At 30.1% G+C, this 19,723-nt stretch carries 16 protein-coding genes; 9 read left to right on the top strand and 7 right to left on the bottom strand.

The annotated features are described in order from the left end of the window. From BMX42_RS10360 to BMX42_RS10345, 4 genes are all read right to left on the bottom strand, one after another. Complete coding sequence (locus BMX42_RS10360; RefSeq protein WP_091313464.1) at nucleotides 1–1,395, bottom strand: bifunctional UDP-3-O-[3-hydroxymyristoyl] N-acetylglucosamine deacetylase/3-hydroxyacyl-ACP dehydratase; 1,395 nt, start codon at nucleotides 1,393–1,395, stop codon at nucleotides 1–3. A 4-nt stretch (nucleotides 1,396–1,399) separates the two neighbouring features. Further along, complete coding sequence (gene lpxD, locus BMX42_RS10355; protein ID WP_091313460.1) at nucleotides 1,400–2,419, bottom strand: UDP-3-O-(3-hydroxymyristoyl)glucosamine N-acyltransferase; 1,020 nt, start codon at nucleotides 2,417–2,419, stop codon at nucleotides 1,400–1,402. A 115-nt stretch (nucleotides 2,420–2,534) separates the two neighbouring features. After that, a complete protein-coding gene (locus BMX42_RS10350; RefSeq protein WP_091313458.1) occupies nucleotides 2,535–3,764 on the bottom strand; it encodes an HD domain-containing protein in 1,230 nt (409 codons plus the stop codon). A 53-nt stretch (nucleotides 3,765–3,817) separates the two neighbouring features. Continuing rightward, entirely contained in the window at nucleotides 3,818–4,351 is a 534-nt protein-coding gene (locus BMX42_RS10345; protein ID WP_091313455.1) for a hypothetical protein, read from the bottom strand. Nucleotides 4,352–4,454: 103 nt separating this feature from the next. Here BMX42_RS10345 and porX point away from each other — a divergent pair, with 103 nt between their 5' ends. The 8 genes from porX (at nucleotide 4,455) to BMX42_RS10305 (ending at nucleotide 13,308) form a co-directional block, all read left to right on the top strand. Next, nucleotides 4,455–6,008, top strand: coding sequence for a T9SS response regulator signal transducer PorX (gene porX / locus BMX42_RS10340; protein WP_091313452.1), 1,554 nt, complete (start codon nucleotides 4,455–4,457; stop codon nucleotides 6,006–6,008). 80 nt (nucleotides 6,009–6,088) lie between these two features. Beyond that, nucleotides 6,089–6,505: a tRNA (adenosine(37)-N6)-threonylcarbamoyltransferase complex ATPase subunit type 1 TsaE gene (gene tsaE / locus BMX42_RS10335; protein WP_091313449.1), complete on the top strand. Its 417-nt coding sequence runs from the start codon at nucleotides 6,089–6,091 to the stop codon at nucleotides 6,503–6,505. 124 nt (nucleotides 6,506–6,629) lie between these two features. Beyond that, nucleotides 6,630–7,826 (top strand): alanine dehydrogenase, encoded by a 1,197-nt coding sequence (locus BMX42_RS10330; protein ID WP_091313446.1) that lies wholly within the window; start codon nucleotides 6,630–6,632, stop codon nucleotides 7,824–7,826. 533 nt (nucleotides 7,827–8,359) lie between these two features. Next, entirely contained in the window at nucleotides 8,360–9,316 is a 957-nt protein-coding gene (locus tag BMX42_RS10325) for a zinc metalloprotease (protein WP_091313443.1), read from the top strand. A gap of 90 nt (nucleotides 9,317–9,406) precedes the next feature. After that, nucleotides 9,407–10,495: an AI-2E family transporter gene (locus BMX42_RS10320; RefSeq protein ID WP_091313440.1), complete on the top strand. Its 1,089-nt coding sequence runs from the start codon at nucleotides 9,407–9,409 to the stop codon at nucleotides 10,493–10,495. Beyond that, nucleotides 10,495–11,670 (top strand): THUMP-like domain-containing protein, encoded by a 1,176-nt coding sequence (locus tag BMX42_RS10315; protein ID WP_091313437.1) that lies wholly within the window; start codon nucleotides 10,495–10,497, stop codon nucleotides 11,668–11,670. Before BMX42_RS10320 ends, BMX42_RS10315 begins: the two co-directional genes overlap by 1 nt. Before the next feature lie 9 nt (nucleotides 11,671–11,679). Continuing rightward, nucleotides 11,680–12,261: a hypothetical protein gene (locus BMX42_RS10310; RefSeq protein ID WP_091313434.1), complete on the top strand. Its 582-nt coding sequence runs from the start codon at nucleotides 11,680–11,682 to the stop codon at nucleotides 12,259–12,261. 39 nt (nucleotides 12,262–12,300) lie between these two features. Then, entirely contained in the window at nucleotides 12,301–13,308 is a 1,008-nt protein-coding gene (locus BMX42_RS10305; protein WP_091313431.1) for a T9SS type A sorting domain-containing protein, read from the top strand. A 92-nt stretch (nucleotides 13,309–13,400) separates the two neighbouring features. Here BMX42_RS10305 and BMX42_RS10300 read toward each other — a convergent pair whose 3' ends face one another. From BMX42_RS10300 to BMX42_RS10290, 3 genes are read right to left on the bottom strand one after another with little or no spacing between them, the layout of a single operon-like run. Further along, nucleotides 13,401–14,291: a Ppx/GppA phosphatase family protein gene (locus tag BMX42_RS10300; protein WP_091313426.1), complete on the bottom strand. Its 891-nt coding sequence runs from the start codon at nucleotides 14,289–14,291 to the stop codon at nucleotides 13,401–13,403. 9 nt (nucleotides 14,292–14,300) lie between these two features. After that, nucleotides 14,301–16,403 (bottom strand): polyphosphate kinase 1, encoded by a 2,103-nt coding sequence (gene ppk1 / locus BMX42_RS10295; protein WP_091313422.1) that lies wholly within the window; start codon nucleotides 16,401–16,403, stop codon nucleotides 14,301–14,303. Continuing rightward, a complete protein-coding gene (locus tag BMX42_RS10290) occupies nucleotides 16,387–16,899 on the bottom strand; it encodes a SixA phosphatase family protein (RefSeq protein ID WP_091313419.1) in 513 nt (170 codons plus the stop codon). The genes ppk1 and BMX42_RS10290 overlap by 17 nt, the downstream gene beginning before the upstream one ends. Nucleotides 16,900–17,894: 995 nt before the next feature. On the opposite strand from BMX42_RS10290, the gene BMX42_RS10285 reads away from it, so the two are divergent. Continuing rightward, nucleotides 17,895–19,723, top strand: a 1,829-nt coding sequence (locus BMX42_RS10285; RefSeq protein ID WP_143055638.1) for a PKD domain-containing protein, incomplete at its 3' end; no start/stop codon positions are given.

Genomic DNA, 19,723 nt, shown 5'->3' with positions numbered 1-19,723 from the left:
TTAATCGTTTTTAACTTTTACAATTTGTGCCATTAATTCTGCTTCTGAAACTAATTTTCCGTTCGCATAAGCATATGCTTGCATGTGACAAATTCCTCTTCTGATTGGAGTAATTAATTCACATTTAAAAACTAAGGTATCGCCTGGTAAAACTTTTTGTTTAAATTTCACATTATCTATTTTCATAAAGAATGTAAGGTAATTTTCTGGGTCTGGAACCGTACTTAAAATTAAAATTCCTCCTGTTTGCGCCATCGCTTCAATTTGTAAAACTCCTGGCATAACTGGTGCGCCTGGGAAATGTCCTACGAAGAATGGTTCGTTCATTGTAACATTTTTCAATCCTACTACATGAGAATCAGATAATTCTAAAATTTTATCTACTAACAAGAATGGTGGTCTGTGTGGTAACAAATCCATAATTCCGTGAATATCTAAAACAGGTTCTTTATGTAAATCGTAAACTGGAATATTGTTTTTCTCTTCTAGTTTAATAATTTTTGATAGTTTTTTAGCAAATTGAGTATTTACGAAATGCCCTGGTTTGTTAGCAATAACTTTTCCTTGGATTCTTGTTCCAATTAAAGATAAATCACCAACAATGTCTAATAATTTATGACGTGCTGCTTCGTTTGGAAAATGTAATGTTAAGTTATCTAAAATTCCATTTTCTGTAACAGAAATTGATTCTTTATTGAACGCTTTTTGTAAACTTGTCATTGTTTCAGTAGAAATTTCTTTATCTACATAAACAATAGCGTTGTTTAAATCGCCACCTTTAATTAAACCGTTATTCAAAAGCGATTCTAATTCATGTAAAAAGCTAAACGTTCTACAAGCTGAAATTTCCGATTTAAAATCAGAAATATTTTTCATGTTAGCATTTTGCGTTCCTAATACTTTCGTACCGAAATCAACCATTGCCGTAACAGAATAGCTATCACTAGGAATGATAGTAATTTCGCTACCAGTAGTTTCGTCTAAATAAGAAATTACGTCTTTTACAACATAAATTTTTCTATCCGCTTCTTGTTCAACTGTACCAACTTTTTCTAATGCTTCCACAAAATATTTTGAAGAACCATCCATAATTGGTAACTCAGATGAATTTAATTCGATAATTACATTGTCTAAATCACAACCAACTAAAGCAGCTAAAACATGCTCAGGAGTTTGTATCATTACACCTAACTTCTCTAAATTAGTACCACGTTGTGTATTTACTACATAATTGGCATCGGCTTCAATAATTGGAGCTCCTTCTAAATCGATTCGTACAAATGTAAATCCGTTATTTACTGGTGCCGGTTTAAAAGTCATAGTTACTTCCTGACCAGTATGTAAACCTACACCTGTTAATGAAATTTCGCTTTTTAAAGTCGTTTGTTTTAACATGATTTTATTTATTATCCTTTTTTAATTCTTCTATTTCTTTTACAATTTTTGGTAAGTTTTTAAAATGCACGAAAGATTTTGCAAAATCACTGTAATTAAATCCTGGACTTCCTTGTACTACTTCGTTTTCTTTTAAATTTTTACCAATTCCTGATTGCGCTTGAATTTTAACATTGTCACCAATTATTAAATGTCCAGCAATACCAACTTGACCGCCAATCATACAGTTTTTACCAATTTTTGTAGAACCAGCAATACCAGTTTGCGCTGCAATTACGGTATTTTCACCAATTTCTACATTGTGTGCAATTTGTATTTGATTGTCTAATTTAGTACCATTTCTTATAATTGTTGAACCTAACGTTGCTCTATCAATTGTTGAGCATGAACCTACTTCCACATTATCTTCAATGATAACATTTCCAATTTGTGGTACTTTAATATAAGTTCCGTCTTCTTGTGGCGCAAAACCAAAACCGTCTGAACCAATAATAGTTCCAGAATGAATAGTTACGTTATTTCCAATTTCCGTTTCCGAATAAATTCGAACGCCTGCAAAGAAAACACAATTATCTCCAATAACCACATTGTCGCCAATGAAACTATTTGGATATATTTTTACATTATTACCAATTTTTACATTTTGACCCAAATAACAAAAGCTACCTAAATATAAATTATCACCATATTGAACGCCTTCAGAAATCACCGAAGGTTGCTCAATACCCGATTTCATCAATTTTACTTGATTGTAATATTCTAGTAACTTCGAAAAAGATTTATACGCATCTTCCACCTTAATTAAGGTTGCTTTTATTTCTTGTTCTGGTTCAAAAGTTTTGTTTACAATAGCAATTGTTGCTTCTGTTGTATAAATATAATTGGCATATTTTGGGTTAGCCAAAAAAGTTAAAGAACCTTGAGTTCCTTCTTCAATTTTAGCTAATTTATATACTTCAGCATTAGGATTTCCTATAACTTCTCCTTCTAAAATGCCCGCTATTTGTTCTGCTGTAAATTTCATCTAATACGCTTAAAATTACCATCCAAATATGATGGAACTCGCCATTTTTTCTCTATTTCATTAACAAAAACTAATTTTTGCCCTTTTCATCTCTGCAAAAATATAAAAATTAACCTTAATCTATAACTTTCGGATAACAAATAAAATATTTGGTTACCGTTTTAGATAATGCCTTTAAATGCATTTGGTCTGACGCTTCCACTACATTTTCTATTGTTCTGTCTTTTTTTAATATTCTAATTGGTTCCGAAGACTTACTATAGGCTTCGTTTTTAATCTTACCTTTAAATACGAAATATTCAACTTCTTTATCGGAAATATTATATTTTTTCGCATACTTTTCTTTCAAACCTAACCATTTGGTTTTGTCAATTTTATCCTCACTTAATTCAATTTTCAGTAAATTACGATTGATAATCATATTACTTAAAGAACTCAGCACAAAATCGTCATGATATTGCCATTGTTTAATCGCGCCAAGCACATCATAATCGTCTAAATTAGAAAATTTATCTAAAGTAGCTTTATCAATTTGATTTAATTCGATTTTATTATTCAAGAAAAACAATAAAAACGGACTTCCGAAAAGCACTTCGCCTTTTGTAGCTAATTCTTTCGCACGTTTTAAAATTTTTGTCAGAGTCAATTCGGCAACAACACTAGTTTTATGTAAATACGCTTGCCAATACATTAATCGGCGCGCCATTAGGAACTTTTCAATAGAATAAATTCCTTTTTCTTCCATTACCAAAACATCATCTTGTACGTTTAGCATTTGAATTAAACGTTCACTATTTACGTTTCCTTCATTCACACCTGTGTAAAAACTATCGCGTTTAAGATAATCCATTCTATCCATATCTAACTGACTAGAAATCAATTGCAACATGAATTTCCTATGGTATTCCCCTTTAAAAACTTGAATTGCTAATGATAATTTTCCGCCAAATTCCGCATTTAATTGTTCCATAAACAACAACGATAATTCTTCGTGATGCACTTCTTCCACTACACTATTTTCTAAAGCGTGACTAAAAGGGCCGTGACCGATATCGTGTAGTAAAATGGCAACGTATAACGCATTTTCTTCTTCTTCAGAAATTTCAACACCTTTAAATTTAAGAGTTTGCACGGCTTTTTGCATAATATGCATACAACCTAAAGCGTGATGAAAACGAGTATGATGCGCACCTGGATACACCAAATACGACATTCCCATTTGAGAAATGCGTCGCAAACGCTGAAAATACGGATGCTGAATTAAATCGTAAATTAAGGTATTTGGAATGGTTATGAAACCATAAATAGGATCGTTGAGTATTTTTAATTTGTTGATTTGGCTCACAGAATATTTTTTTGTGTAACAAATGTAAGAAAAAATAGAATATGTTTTTTTCTTTATTCTAATCTAATTTCATCTTTCATTACTTCTTTACAATTTGGAAAAAACTTCTTCGCTTTCCTATTTTTATGAGAAGCCACTAAACTCAAGAAATCGACTAATTTTTCATCTAATACATTGTCATTATAAGAAAAAAGTATTGATGATTTTAAAAAACTAGATGAAAATTCGTCTATGTTTTCATGTTCAAATCCACCTAATCTATAATACAAATTGTTATAAAAAGAATATGCTAAGTAATATTTACAATCTCCGAAGAGTGCTATTTTTTCATTATTATTTTTGATAACATAATCCGCTGAATTAACAACGATAAAACAAAAATCTTTAGTTATGTATATTTTGTGTTTTAAATCTTTTAAAAACCCATCTAATTTTTTCTCTGAGAAAATTCCTTTTCTCTCGATTGTCATTAATTTAGCTTTAAAAACTATTGAAGAAGTATCAACAACTACGCTTGAACTTTTAGATTCTTGAGCATTTGAATAAAAAGTAAGGAGTAATATTATGTAAACAAAAAATTTATTCATTATTTCATTTCAATTATTTTCATCAAATATAAAACTTTTACACAATTTTTAAGAAAATTTCCGTTAAACATATAGTAACTTGCACTTTTAAAACTGAAACACGATGAACAATATAAAAATACTTTGGGTTGATGACGAAATCGACTTATTAAAGCCACATATTTTATTCTTAGAAAAGAAAAATTACGACGTAACTACTTGTAATAACGGACAAGACGCCATTGATTTATATAAAGAATCTGCTTTTGATGTGGTTTTTTTAGATGAAAATATGCCAGGACTTTCGGGATTAGAAACACTTTCTGAAATGAAAGAATTTAAATCTTCTACACCTGTAATTATGATTACAAAAAGTGAGGAAGAATATATTATGGAAGAAGCTATCGGTAGTAAAATTGCCGATTATTTGATAAAACCCGTAAATCCGAATCAGATTTTATTGAGTTTGAAGAAAAACTTAGACCATTCGCGTTTAATTTCTGAGAAAACAACTTTAGATTATCAGAAAGAATTCAGAAAAATTGCTATGGAAATGTCGATGGTGAATTCATTTGATGAATGGGCGGAATTCTACAGAAAATTAGTGTATTGGGAAATTGAATTGGAAACTATTGAAGACCAAAATTTAATTCAGATTTTAGAAAGTCAGAAAGCGGAAGCCAATTTACAATTTGGGAAATTTATTGAACGTAATTATGAAGATTGGTTCGATGAAAAAGCGGACAAACCTATCTTATCTCATAAATTATTTGGTGAATTTGTAGCGCCAGAAATTCGTAAAAAAGACAAACCTGTACTTTTTATAGTGATTGATAATTTACGTTTAGATCAATGGAAGATTTTCGAGAACATCGTGTACAATCACTATAAACCTGAAAAGGAAGTGAACTACTACTCTATTTTACCAACGGCGACTCAGTACGCTAGAAATGCTATTTTCTCAGGATTATTGCCTTTAGAAATGGAGAAGAAATTTCCTCAATATTGGAAAAATGACACCGATGATGGTGGAAAAAATTTACACGAAGCCGATTTCTTAAACGAACAACTAAAACGTTTGGGTTTAAACATCAAAAGTGAATATTATAAAATCACGAATTTACGTGATGGAAAAAAATTAGTAGATAATTTCAAAGCATGTAAAAACAACGATTTAACTACGATTGTGTACAATTTCGTAGATATGTTATCGCATGCAAAAACTGAAATGGATGTTGTGAAAGAATTAGCTTCTAACGACAAAGCGTATCGTTCATTAACGTTGAGTTGGTTTAAAAATTCGCCGTTATTAGAAATGATTCAACAAGCGCAACAAATGGGTTTCAAACTAATTATTACAACCGATCACGGAACTATTAATTGTAAAAATCCATCGAAAGTTATTGGTGATAAAAACACAAGTTTAAATTTACGATACAAAACCGGTAGAAGTTTAACATATGAAGATAGAGATGTTTATGCGGTAAAAGATCCTAAAAAAATTGGTTTACCAACAATAAATATGACAAGTTCTTATATTTTTGCAAAAAGCGATTTCTTTTTAGCTTACGTGAACAACTTTAATCATTATGTAAGTTATTACCGAAATACGTATCAACACGGGGGAATTTCATTAGAAGAAATGATTATTCCTTGTATTGTTTTAAATCCGAAATAAAAACATGTTATGGGTTATGAGTTTTGTGTTATTAAGTTAGCACACAACTCACAACTCACAACTCACAACTCACTATAGAAATGACTGCAACTTTTACATTAGAAGAAATAAATAAAGTAGCCAAAGACATATTAGCCACACCCAATTTAAAAAAAGTAATTACGTTTCATGCGACAATGGGCGTTGGAAAAACCACTTTAATTAAGGAATTAGTCAAAGAATTAGGCGTTACTGGAAATTCTAGTAGTCCGACATTTTCATTAGTAAACGAATACCAATCGGAAAACGGTGAAATTATTTATCATTTCGATTTATATCGTTTGAATAATGAATTAGAAGCATACGATATGGGAATTGACGAATATTTTTATTCTGGAAATTGGTGTTTTATTGAATGGCCAGAAAAAGTTCCGCATTTGTTACCTTTAGATCATGCTTCAATCGTAATTAGAAGTTTACCAAATGGAAAAAGAGAATTGTTATTAAAAAATGATTAGATAGGCACGCGGATTTAACAGATTGAAACTGATTCGTTTTTAAAAATTTCTTTAAGAACTTTATAACTTTAGACTTGCGACTTTACATAAAAATACCTAAATTGGCTACAAATTCGAAATAAACATGTCAATCTATTCTCCATTTTCAGCCAAACAATTACTTCCTCAAGAAGAAAAATTGGAAATTGCCAAACACAAAAGTGAATTATTTATTGGAATTCCAAAAGAAACTTCTTACCAAGAACGTCGTATTTGTTTGACACCAGACGCAGTAAGTTCATTGGTAAGTCATGGACACCGCGTAATGGTAGAATGTGGAGCAGGAAAAAACGCAAGTTTTTCAGACAAAGATTATTCCGATGCTGGTGCTGAAGTCACACACGATACAAAGAAAATATTTTCTTGTCCAATTATACTAAAGGTTGAACCGCCAACTTTAGAGGAAATTGAAATGATGAATATAGAAGCGATTTTGATTTCAGCGATTCAATTAAAAACTCAAAAAAAGGAATATTTCGAAGCGATTACTAAAAAGAAAATTACTTCATTAGCCTTTGAATTTATTAAAGATAGTGATGGTTCTTATCCAGCGGTGAAATCATTAAGTGAAATTGCAGGAACGGCTTCGGTTTTAATTGCTGCAGAATTAATGATTAATAATAACGATGGAAAAGGCTTACTTTTCGGAAACATCACTGGAGTTCCACCAACGGAAGTTGTTATTTTAGGAGCTGGAACTGTAGCAGAATACGCTGTTAGAACTGCTTTAAGTTTAGGTGCGAACGTAAAAGTTTTTGATAATTCTATTACGAAATTACGTCGTTTACAAAATACACTTAACCAAAGAATTTTTACTTCAACAATTCACGATAAAGCACTTTTAAAAGCAATTCGCCGTTGCGACGTGGCAATTGGTGCGCTTCGTGGAAAAAACAGAACGCCAATTGTAGTTACTGAATCTATGGTGGATCACATGAAACGTGGAGCGGTAATTGTAGATGTAAGTATTGATACAGGCGGTTGTTTTGAAACTTCAGAAATTACCACACACGAAAATCCGACTTTTATAAAAAGTAATGTAATTCATTATTGTGTACCGAATATTCCATCTCGTTATTCTAAAACGGCGAGTATTTCTATCAGTAATATCATTTCCCCAATCTTAATTCAAATTGCAGAAGACGGCGGAATTGAAGCAGCGATAAGATGCAATAAAGGATTAAAAAATGGAATTTACTTCTATCATGGAATTTTAACCAACAAACCAATTGCCGATTGGTTTGGTTTAGAACACAGAGATATTAATCTAATAGTGTTTTAATTCATTATTCCAACTAATTTTAATAACAATATTTCGTCAGTTCGAGTGATTTCGATTTATCGGAATTATATCGAGAACAAGAAATATTTCTTTTAAAATAATTTTCGACACATCCCGATTAATTCTTCACGGCCATTTTTTTATATTTTCTCAGATTGAACTTTTTAAATTTGCAAAATCAGACACCAAATTTTAACAAAAATTACGGCAAAAACGTAATTTTTTGTAAGAAAAACAATTTCAATTTTAATTCAAAAATAGCAAAATCCATTAATTCTTACTTTTAACACATAATTCAATAAAAATGATGTAAAAATGTGAAATTTATAATTTTTAAATAGTTAAATTTCATAATTCTTAAAAATACACCTAAAATTTCATTGAATTAAAAACAGTAAAATGACGAAATTTTTGAAAAAAAATCATTTTTTAACAAAATAATTGAATTTTGTTGAAAAATTTCACTTTTTCTTTGATATTAAAATTCTTACAATTAATATTGCATAACTAATTAACTAATTAAAATAAATTTTATGAAAAAAATTGTTTTATCACTTGCTATTGTAAGTTTGCTTTTTTCTTGTAACAAACAAGAAGACTCTATCACTACTACTGATGGAAATTTAGCAGAAACTGTTGGAAAAAGAGGTTGTTATTCAGATGAACATTTGAAAGACCAACTTGCTGCAGATCCAACTTTAGCAAAAAGAATGGAAGAGTTTGAGTTAAAAGCTGCTGAAGCAATTGCGCAAGGTAGAATTGTAAATGGAGTATTAGAAATTCCTGTTGTTTTTAATGTATTATACAGAACAACAGCGGAAAACATCTCTTTAGCTCAACTTCAATCTCAAATTGATGTATTAAACAAAGATTTTAATGCACAAAATTCAGATTATAACACGGCAAACAATCCTTACAGTAGCGTAAGAGCTAATGTTGGAATTCGTTTCGTATTAGACCAAGTTATCAGAAAATCTACAACTAAGTCATCTTGGGGAACTGCAGATGCAATGAAAAAAGCAAACAGAGGTGGCTTAGCACCTACTTCACCAACAACTAAATTAAACATTTGGGTTTGTACAATTGGTGGTGGTATTTTAGGCTATGCTCAATTCCCAGGTGGATCATCTGCAACTGATGGAGTTGTATTAGATGGTAAATACACAGGAACAACTGGTACTGCAACTTATCCATTTAACCTTGGAAGAACTGCAACTCATGAAGTTGGTCACTGGATGAATTTACGTCACATTTGGGGTGATGCAACTTGTGGTACAGACTCAGTTTCTGATACTCCAGTTCACAATGCTGCAAATTACGGAGTTCCTGCAGTTGGACACAGAAGTACTTGTTCTGGTACACCATTAGAAATGTACATGAACTATATGGACTACACTGACGACAGAGGAATGTATATGTTCTCAGGAGGGCAAAAAACTAGAATGCTAGCAATTTTTGATGTTGGTGGTTCTAGAGCTTCTTTCAGATAGTATTTAAAAAAATATAATCAAATAAATTAGTCCCGAATAGTTGAAAAGCTATTCGGGATTTTTTATATTTGAAAAAAATAAACTTCATATATGAAATCTAAAGATATTTCTAATGCTTTGCTTAGAACCATATTTATCCTTTTAGGAATTGCAATATGTGGTTACTTCCTGTTTTCTATTTCATCAATTATTACTTATATCATTGTTGCTATTTTACTAAGCTTTGTAGCTGAACCAATATGTAATTTTCTTCAGAAACGATTTAAATTTAGTCGCACTTTAGCTATTGTGAGTTCGTTGTTGTTGTTTATTTTAATCATTTTTGGAATAATAATGTTATTTGTTCCATTAATTTTAGGCCAAAGCAAAAACTTATCCCTACTTGACATTAATTCCTTAGAAAAAAACTATACTGTTTTCATCAATAATGTAGACGTTTCATTACAAGCGTATGGTATTGATTATGAAAAATATTTTAATGTCCATAAAATTGCACAATCATTTAATTTCAATTTCATTACTGATATTTTAAACTCAATTATTGGATCTATTGGAAATTTCGGAATAGCATTATTCTCTATAATTTTCATTTGTTTTTTTCTTTTAAGTGATCAAAAACTAGTAACCACTAATTTACGTGCGGTTTTACCAGATAATCATAGATGGCGCATCATCGCTTCTTTATTACGAATTAAAAATATGCTAGCTAAATATGCCATTGGATTATTACTGCAATTACTAATTGTTTTTATATTGTATTTAATTGTACTGTTAATTTTTGGAGTAGAAAATGCTTTTATTATAGCTTTACTTGGTGCAATTTTAAACATTATTCCTTACATCGGACCAATTATAGCATTAGTGATGACGGCGTTTTTAACGATGTTAGGACATATTAATGAAAATTTTCAAACCGTTGTGTTACCAACAACATTATATGTAATTATTGGTTATTTCGTTGTACAATTGATAGATAATAATTTTAGTTCGCCCTTAATTTTTTCAAAAAGCACGAATTCACATCCTTTGGAAATATTTTTAGTAACTATAATCTCTGGAACTTTATTTGGAATTGTAGGAATGATTGTTGCTGTACCTTTTTACACTGCTGCAAAATTTATTTTGAAAGAATTTTATCCTGATAATACTTTTATTCAAATATTAACCAGAAGTTTGTAATGAATTTAGGCATACTCACCACTGAAATTCAGGATTTTATAACTAATTCGTTACAAGCTAATATTTCAAAATTAGCCTTGTCGAAAAACCCTTTTCCTGATCTAGATTGGAAAGAAATTATCAATCAAATTGTTTCTAAAAACAAATCGAAAAGCAAATTACCAACTTGGTTTTCCACAGATGGAATATATTATCCACCAAGTATTTCAATTGAACAAACATCTTCTGAAATTACAGCAAAATATAAAGCCAACTTACTTTCCGGAAAATCTATAATCGATTTAACCGGAGGATTTGGTGTCGATTGTTATTATTTTTCGAGAAAGTTTGAAAAAGTCGTTCATTGTGAAAAAAACGCAGAACTTTCAATAATTGTCAAACATAATTACGAAAAACTACAAGTCAAAAATATTGAATGTGTAGCTCAAAACAGCACAGAGGTTTTAACTAATTCTGATACGAATTTCGATTGGATATATATTGATCCAAGCAGAAGAAGCGACATAAAAGGTAAAGTCTTTTTATTAAAAGATTGCTTACCGAATGTTCCAGCAACTCTAGATTTATATTTTTCGAAATGTAAAAACATCTTAATTAAAACCGCTCCAATTTTAGATATTACAGCTGGAATTAACGAATTGAATCACATAAAATCTATTCATATTGTTGCGATTGAGAACGAAGTGAAAGAATTATTATGGATATTAGAAAAAGATTACACAGGTGAAATTGAAATTACTTCGGTAAATATTCAGAAAGAAAAAACAGATTCCAATACTTTTATTTTAGGCAAAAACACACCCACAACTTTTGCTTTACCCAATATGTTTTTATACGAACCGAATGCGCCTTTATTGAAATCGGGTTGTTCAGATAATTTGAGTAAAACTTTAGGTATAGATAAATTACATCCACATTCTCATTTATTTACAAATATGAAACTAATTGATTTTCCTGGTAGACGATTTATGATTGAAACTGTAATTCCGTTTAAAAAAGAAGAATTAAAAAAACATATTGAGAAAAAGAAAATGAACATTACTACACGTAATTTCCCTTTAGCTGTTGAAGAAATTAGAAAGAAATATAAAATTGCCGAAGGCGGAAACGTATATACTTTTTTCACGACTAACATCAATGACGAAAAAATTGTTTTAATTTGCAATAAAATATAAAAACCCAAAATGAAGACATTCTTTAAATTAGCAGCCTTACTTCTATTAACAAACCTTTCATTCTCACAAGACAAAATTTGCGATTTTGAAACTGACATCGCTACTGATACTTCAAGTACAAGAGTTTTAAGTGAAAAAATTATTGATGAAAGTATTTTTGGAAACACAACTTCTTTTTTAACTTTTAAATTATTTGAAGTTGATGGCGTTTTAGGAGTAAACTTTCAGTATTTACAAAAAAGTAAAGATATTTTATCGCCTATTTGTATTGATAAAAACACCAAAATGGTTTTAGAACTTTCTAATGGAAAACAAGTAAAACTAGTGAATTCAACAGATTCAGAAACTTGTAACAAACTACAATACGATGCCATAAACAAAAACAATGTGCGTGTTTTAGATGGCTTCTTTTATTTTACACCTGAAAACTTCCAAGATTTAAAAACGGAGAAAGTATATTTAATTAAAATTACAGCTAAAAATGGTGATGTAAACTTCGTAATCAAACCAACATTAAACTCAGAAATTTATAAAGAAAAATCTACACCAGATACTTATTTTATGGATTATTTGAAGTGTTTGGGGGTTTAAATAAAAAAACTAAATAAAATTTTAACTTTTAATTAAACTATGCTTCGAATTATTTTTATTCTGCTTCTAACATCTCGTGTATTTTCACAAAGTTTTTATGTTAATTCTCCAAATAATAGTTTTGTTAATGGTAATTTTCAATCTTACACTAATTATTATGAAGTTAATGTTTCTCAATGTACTAGTATTCAACAAAATATTTGCGTAGGTACAGTTGGTATTACTGGTGATTTAGCAATGGATAGTAATAATAATATATACTCTTCAATTGGTGGGGATTTATATAAATATAATTCTATTTCTCAAAACTGTGAATTTGTTACAACTTTACCGCCTTCAACAGTAAGCGCAATGATAGCAGATTCACAAGGGAATATATATACAGCAGGTACTAAAATATATAAATACAGCCCAATATCAAACAACTTTACCCTACTTGGAAATTTGCCTCCACAAACAACAGCTATTGGAGATTTTTTCTTTTTTGAAAATAGATTGTTTTTAACTTGTGAAATTACAAATTCTAACAATTCTACTCTTCTAGAAGTAAATTTAACTAATCCATCACTTAGTACTAATTATATGTCCTTAGGAAATCTTTATCCATATGCTGCAACAAGTGTTAATGTAGGATTAAATTCAAAGTGTTATTTAATTTCAGGAAATAGTTCTCAATCAACCATTAGAGAAGTTGATATTGTTTCTCAAACAATTAGTCCAATAATTTGTACATTAAATTATGCAGTTTTTGGAGCAGCTTCCTATTATAATCAATCAGACGTACTTAGCAATGATCAATTTAACTCAAATGAACCATTTGTAAAAATTAAAAACCCTGCTATTGATTTCATAAACATTGATACAAATATTAATAAATCAGAATTTAAATCTATAAATTTATTTGATATTTCTGGAAGATTAGCTAGACAATATGAAGTTAACAATCAAGATTTAGACATTTCTGGAATTCAACCTGGGTATTATATTCTTTGCATTGAATTATCAAACTTACAAAAATTTAATTTGAAAGTAATTATTAAAAATTAAACAGCACACTAGTTTGTTTGATTAAATAAGAATTTATTTTATCATAAAATTGATTACTAAATTTTACATAAAAGACCCTGAGGTTTTGCATTTTATATCTTATCAAAATACATCGCTTTCACAACACCATCCGATAATCCAATTTTTGGAACGTAAATGTGGTTCGCATTACTCCATTTCATAGCTCTTAAATAAATGGTAAGTGCTGGTATGATTACGTCGGCACGGTCGGTGTTTAAACCTAATTCCGCAATACGTTGCTCGTAAGTTAACGAATTAAAATAATCAAATTGAGATTTTAAATATTTGTACGTTAACGGTTTGTCTTGCATTTTTCCAGACAATTTGAACGTTTTATTAATGTTTCCACCTGAACCAATCATGATGATGTTGTCTAAACCTTCGGTGTTGGTTTTAATCCATTTTTCAATTTCTTGCCAAACGACTTCGTTCACCATATTGTTCAACAAACGAACCGTACCGTTTTTGAACGATTTAGAAACCACCATTTTTCCGTTCGAAAACAAAGAGAATTCGGTACTACCACCACCAACATCAACATATAAGTAGTTTTCGTTGGTTTTTATAAACTGATGTAAATCGGAAGACGCTATAATTGCTGCTTCTTTTTTTCCATCGATAATTTCAATTTTTATGTCGGCTTTTTTTTTGATGATTTCTGTCACTTCTTTTCCGTTATACGCTTCACGCATCGCAGAAGTGGCACAAGCCATATATTTTTCGACTTTGTAAACTTTCATTAATAATTTGAAAGCTTTCATCGCATCAATCATTCTGTCGATATTTTCTTCAGAGATTTCGCCAACGGTAAATGCATCTTGTCCTAAACGAATTGGCACACGAATTAAGGCACTTTTATTAAATTGTACTTCTTTATCTTTTTGCTCAATAATATTCATAATTAACAAACGCATGGCGTTGGAACCAATATCTATTGCAGCATATTTTTTTATTTGAATCATTAATTTTTATTATAAAATTTCAGTAGCAATAACTTCTAACTTATTTTGGTAATATTTATACATTTCTTGTTGTGCTCTAAAAGGCTTTTCATCGCCACGTTTTCTGTATAAATTTTCAAACTTATCTGAATGTAAACGTGCTTTAACGTTAGCTTTCCAGCCAATTTCAAACGTATCAATTAAATCTTGTTTAATTTCATTATCGTAAATCGGACATGTTACTTCTACTCTAGCATCAATGTTTCTTGTCATAAAGTCGGCAGAAGAAATAAACACTTCCGGATCGTTATTATTTCCAAAAATAAACACGCGTGAATGTTCTAAATAATTGTCAACAATACTTATAGCTTCAATGTTTTCACTTAATTTTCTTACACCAGGCACTAAACAACAAATTCCTCTAATAATCAATTTCACTTTTACACCTGCCAAACTCGCATCGTATAATTTATCAATCATCTTATAATCCGATAAACTATTCATTTTCAAATTGATATACGCAGGTTTTCCTTCCAAAGCGTTTTTAATTTCTCTATCAATTAATTTTACGAAACGAGAACGTGTATAATGTGGTGAAACAATCAAATGTTTATAACGATGTACTCGGTAATTCACTTCGAAAAATTCGAAAACTTTAGAAATGTCTTTTAAAATTTTAGAATTGTTTGTAAACAACGTAACGTCAGTATAGATTTTAGCTGAAGATTCACTGAAATTTCCAGTTGAAATAAAACCATATCTGGTAATTTCATCATCTTTTTCTACACGTTCAACTACACAAATTTTACTATGTACTTTTAAACCTTTTACACCAAAAATTAAGTTGATACCTTCTTCTTGCATTTGTTCGGCGTAAGAAATATTACTTGCTTCATCAAAACGCGCTTGTAATTCAATTTGAACCGTTACTTTTTTACCGTTTTTAGCGGCATTTATCAATGAACTTACAATTTGAGAATTTTTAGACAATCGGTACAATGTGATTTTTATAGATTGTACTTTCGGATCTAAAGCTGCTTCTCTTAAAAATCGAATTAAATAGGAAAACGATTGGTATGGAGCGTGTAATAAGTAATCTTTTTTTCTGATACTTTCCAGCATACTTCCGTCTAAACTTAAGCCTTGAATTGGCAACGGAACATTTTGTTTGTATAATAAATCGTAGCGACCAAGATTTGGAAAATCCATATAATCTCTACGATTGTGGTATCTTCCACCTGGAATAATAGAATCGGAACTATCAATTTTCATTCTATTTAGGAAAAACTCCAGAGTATCATGATCAATCGCTTGATCATAAACAAATCGAACTGGTTCACCAACTCTACGTTCTTTAACACTGTATGAGATTTTTTCGATAAAACTTTTACTTAAATCAGAATCAAATTCTAACTGAGCATCACGCGTAATTTTTATCATGTGAGCTGCAATAGTTTCATAATCGAAAATATTGAAAATATGATTTAAACTATAACGAATTACATCGTCTAGAAGTATAATATATTGTTTTTCAGAATTGGATGGTAAAACCACGAATCTATTGATGGTTTTTGGAATTTCTACAATCGCGTATCTAATTTCTCTATCGTTTAATAATTCAGAAATAATACCAGATTTATTCTTTTTCATTACCAATTTCACAGCTAAATAACCAGAAGTATCTTTAATTAAAGGAAACTCCACTAAATCATTTAACATGATGGTGACTAATTCTGGACTAACTTTTTGAAGAAAAAAATCTTTTATGAAGGTTTTTTGTTCCTTATTAACTTGCTTTTCATTAATAATATAAATTCCCTCTTTCTCCAGTTTTTTTTCAATATCGTTTAATATTCTTAAACTTTCAGATTGGTGTTCAATTACAATTTCTGTAATATCTTTTAATAATTGATCGGCACTTATATCGCCTAAAATGGGTTTTGTGTCTATGTTTTCAAGACTCATTCTTCTTATTGCGGCATATCTAACACGGAAAAACTCGTCTAAATTGTTGGAAAAAATCCCTAAAAATCTTAATCTATCTAATAATGGTACATTTTCGTCGGCAGCTTCTTGTAGGACTCTAGCGTTAAATGTTAGCCAACTTTTTTCTCTATCAATGTATGGATTCATTCTTTATCTTACTTCTAATTAATTTTGGAAAGAGTACATTTTTAACTTTTCCTTTTTTTATGTTTAACCAATCATCATTTTCAAATTCAATTTGCACTACTCCAGAAGTTGGTACATTGTCAATATATTGGTTTCCAAATTTATTAACAAAATTTGTAATTGCATCATTATGACCAAATAAAATAATGTTTTCAAATCTATTGTCGCATAATCTTATTTTGTCGTATAAGTCTTTATAATCAAATGTATACAAATCTTTTCTAAAGATAATATTTTCAATAGGAATTAACAAATTTTGCGCGAAAATATAGCAAGTTTCTTGTGTTCGTTTCGCGATACTACTCCAAACCACAAACTTATTAGGTAACAATTTTGTTACTTTAGAAGAAATTAAAAAAGCATCATTAATTCCTCTTTGAGATAGTGGCCTGTCAATATCACTTAACGGAAAGTCCCAACTCGATTTAGCATGTCTTATTAAAATTAAATTTTTCATATGTTGATAATTTAGTGAAAATTAAAATTAACTAAAATTTTTAACTAATTACATATCAACTAGTTGTATTTAACAGATTTTATGATACCGTATAACGATTTTACCCGTTTTTGTTATTAAAATGAAAAATTATTACAGTAATTTTGAAATTCATTCTTGAAAACTTAGCAAATTAATTGAATGTAATAAGTCGATTAATTTAAACAAAAAACTTCTCGCTTATTTTTTAGAATGTAACTACAAAATTTTCTAAAAGAGAAAATCAAAAAAATTACCAATAGAAAGCTTAAACAAAAACAAATTATATTAACGCTTTAAGTAAGAAAACATAACTATTTATTTGTCAGATAATTGCAATTAAAAGATTTTATAATACCATATAACGATTTTATATCACTTTGTGTTAAACATTGAAAATAATTGCTTTAAATTTGAACCAGAAAGTTACGACAAGTTTATTAATTTGTGTAACATGAAAAAGATCACTGAATAAACAACCCCTAATTCATCTTAAAAATTTTAAGATCAAAAAAATGAAAAATTAACTATTTTAAAACTTTAAATCTTAAAGTTAAATTAAAAACTAATTATCTCTTAATTAGTGCTATTAAAAAAACATCTCTACTTAACCTCTATCTCTATTTCACTTAAAACACAACCCCAAATATGTTTTAAGAAGTCTGGAGAAAACTAATTATCTGTCAATTAGTTTTGTTAAAAAATACCAACTTAACCTTGATCCTCTATTATTCTTAAAAAAAGTATCCCCAAATACGTTTTAAGATATCCAGAGAAAACTCATAATTGATTAAATTATTTTAAAATAACAGTTTAGATAACTAAACTGAAGGGGACTTGTCATCTTATTTTTTAAATGATTTATAAATTTTGAGTGAATTAAAATCGTCAAAAAAAGCCTTGTAAACCTAAAAATTTTTAAGACACACTCAATTTATTACTTTTTTCAAGGATTGTTAATTTAACAAATCATATTTATGAAAATAAAATCTACCTTTCTGATATTATTCATTAGCATATGGGTAAATCAATTTTACGGACAGTTCACTCCTCAAAAACCAGATTTGAGAAATTGTGGAAGCGCACCAAATTATTATACAGATTATTTTAATTGCACCTCTAACAATTATACCTTAGATGATGTTTTCTTGAGTATTTCTAATTCGTCCGGAGTCCCAATTACGACTCCTTGCGCACCGCCAAACGTTCAAAACGTTTTTTTATGGTTGAACTATACATCAAATTCAAGTAGTTCAATTCATCAAACCAGAATTTTTGCGGATATTTTGGTTAAAGATCAAAATGGAAATTTAATTCAAACACTCCAAATAAATAGCTATTTAGGAGAAGTAGCTTCAGGCGCTGGACAACGTTTATTAGTCATTCCAGGATATCCAACCGGATTTCCATGGACTTGTGGTTATGAATTATCATTAACTAAACTACTTGTTGTTTGGAAAACCAATGGTAATTCCAGTGATCCAGAATTAGCTACTTATAATTGTGGTACTTATAACAAATCTCAATGTGAACTTCCTACAAGCATGATTGTTTCTGCTCCAATGGCGGTTCAATTTGAATATACACAATGTACAATTAGCAATACAACAACCGTTAATTTTGATGATGACACAAATGGTGGTGACCCACCATATACTTATCTTTGGAATTTTGGGGATTCAACTACTTCAACACTCCAAAATCCTTCCCATACGTTTCCGTATCCCGGTGGTCCTTATACTGTAACCCTCCAAGTAACAGATTCAGGTAGCCCACAACAGGTTAGTGCAAGTACGCAAATTATTAACCTAATAAATCCAATTAATATTACAGGAAATGTAACTTCATCTCCTTGTTCATCAGGAAATGTTGGAGCTATAGATGTTAGTGTTTCAGGCGGAACACCAGGCTATACTTACTTATGGAGTAACGGTGCTACAACTCAAGATTTAACTGGTTTAGCAAACGGATCTTACACAGTTACTGTTACTGACTCTGTTGGCTGTACTGCTCAACAAATTTTTATAATTACTGGTGGAGACACATCTCCTCCTGTAGTAACTGCTCCTGCAAATTTAACTTTACAAGGATGTAACACAACAATTTTAGGCTTAAGTGGTTATTTTCCATTTTCTTCAACAATTTCTATAATAACTCAAGCGCAATTTATCTTAGTTGGTGGAACAATTTCTGATGCTTCAGCAATCTCAAGTGTAACTTATATAGATACGGTTTTAGGAACTTGTCCTAGAGTAGTATCTAGATTATTTACAATAGCTGATGCGTGTAATAATTCTACGCAAGTAACACAAACTTTCACCATTCAAGATACAACAGCGCCAAATATAACAACCCCAGTTGTTTCACAAATTGTAGAATGTAACGGAAGTGGAAACTTAGCTCAATTAAACGCTTGGTTAGCTGCAAACGGTGGTGCTTCGGCTTCAGATGTTTGTTCAGGTGTAACTTGGTCTAACAATTATTCAGGTTCTTTATCTGATTTATGTGGATTGACAGGTTCAGCAACAGTAACTTTTACTGCAACTGATGCGTGTGGAAATGCTTCTACTTCTTCTGGAACATTTACTATTCAAGATACAACAGATCCAACAATTAGTACTCAAGCGAGCGACATGATTGTTGAATGTGATGGTGCTGGAAACTTAGCTCAATTAAACGCTTGGTTAGCTGCAAACGGTGGTGCTTCGGCTTCTGATGTCTGTTCTGGTGTAACTTGGTCAAATAACTATTCAGGTTCTTTATCTGATTTATGTGGATTGACAGGCTCTGCAACTGTAATATTTAC

This window comes from Flavobacterium terrigena, from assembly GCF_900108955.1.
In the GTDB taxonomy this organism is placed as follows: domain Bacteria; phylum Bacteroidota; class Bacteroidia; order Flavobacteriales; family Flavobacteriaceae; genus Flavobacterium; species Flavobacterium terrigena.
This window is presented reverse-complemented; position numbering and strand designations above follow the sequence as displayed.

What these genes read in the sequence shown, in the direction of transcription:
- BMX42_RS10360 (WP_091313464.1), bottom strand. Translation starts at nt 1,395, where the DNA reads ATGTTAAAACAAACGACTTTAAAAAGCGAAATTTCATTAACAGGTGTA.
- lpxD (WP_091313460.1), bottom strand. Translation starts at nt 2,419, where the DNA reads ATGAAATTTACAGCAGAACAAATAGCGGGCATTTTAGAAGGAGAAGTT.
- BMX42_RS10345 (WP_091313455.1), bottom strand. Translation starts at nt 4,351, where the DNA reads ATGAATAAATTTTTTGTTTACATAATATTACTCCTTACTTTTTATTCA.
- porX (WP_091313452.1), top strand. Translation starts at nt 4,455, where the DNA reads ATGAACAATATAAAAATACTTTGGGTTGATGACGAAATCGACTTATTA.
- tsaE (WP_091313449.1), top strand. Translation starts at nt 6,089, where the DNA reads ATGACTGCAACTTTTACATTAGAAGAAATAAATAAAGTAGCCAAAGAC.
- BMX42_RS10330 (WP_091313446.1), top strand. Translation starts at nt 6,630, where the DNA reads ATGTCAATCTATTCTCCATTTTCAGCCAAACAATTACTTCCTCAAGAA.
- BMX42_RS10325 (WP_091313443.1), top strand. Translation starts at nt 8,360, where the DNA reads ATGAAAAAAATTGTTTTATCACTTGCTATTGTAAGTTTGCTTTTTTCT.
- BMX42_RS10320 (WP_091313440.1), top strand. Translation starts at nt 9,407, where the DNA reads ATGAAATCTAAAGATATTTCTAATGCTTTGCTTAGAACCATATTTATC.
- BMX42_RS10315 (WP_091313437.1), top strand. Translation starts at nt 10,495, where the DNA reads ATGAATTTAGGCATACTCACCACTGAAATTCAGGATTTTATAACTAAT.
- BMX42_RS10310 (WP_091313434.1), top strand. Translation starts at nt 11,680, where the DNA reads ATGAAGACATTCTTTAAATTAGCAGCCTTACTTCTATTAACAAACCTT.
- BMX42_RS10305 (WP_091313431.1), top strand. Translation starts at nt 12,301, where the DNA reads ATGCTTCGAATTATTTTTATTCTGCTTCTAACATCTCGTGTATTTTCA.
- BMX42_RS10300 (WP_091313426.1), bottom strand. Translation starts at nt 14,291, where the DNA reads ATGATTCAAATAAAAAAATATGCTGCAATAGATATTGGTTCCAACGCC.
- ppk1 (WP_091313422.1), bottom strand. Translation starts at nt 16,403, where the DNA reads ATGAATCCATACATTGATAGAGAAAAAAGTTGGCTAACATTTAACGCT.
- BMX42_RS10290 (WP_091313419.1), bottom strand. Translation starts at nt 16,899, where the DNA reads ATGAAAAATTTAATTTTAATAAGACATGCTAAATCGAGTTGGGACTTT.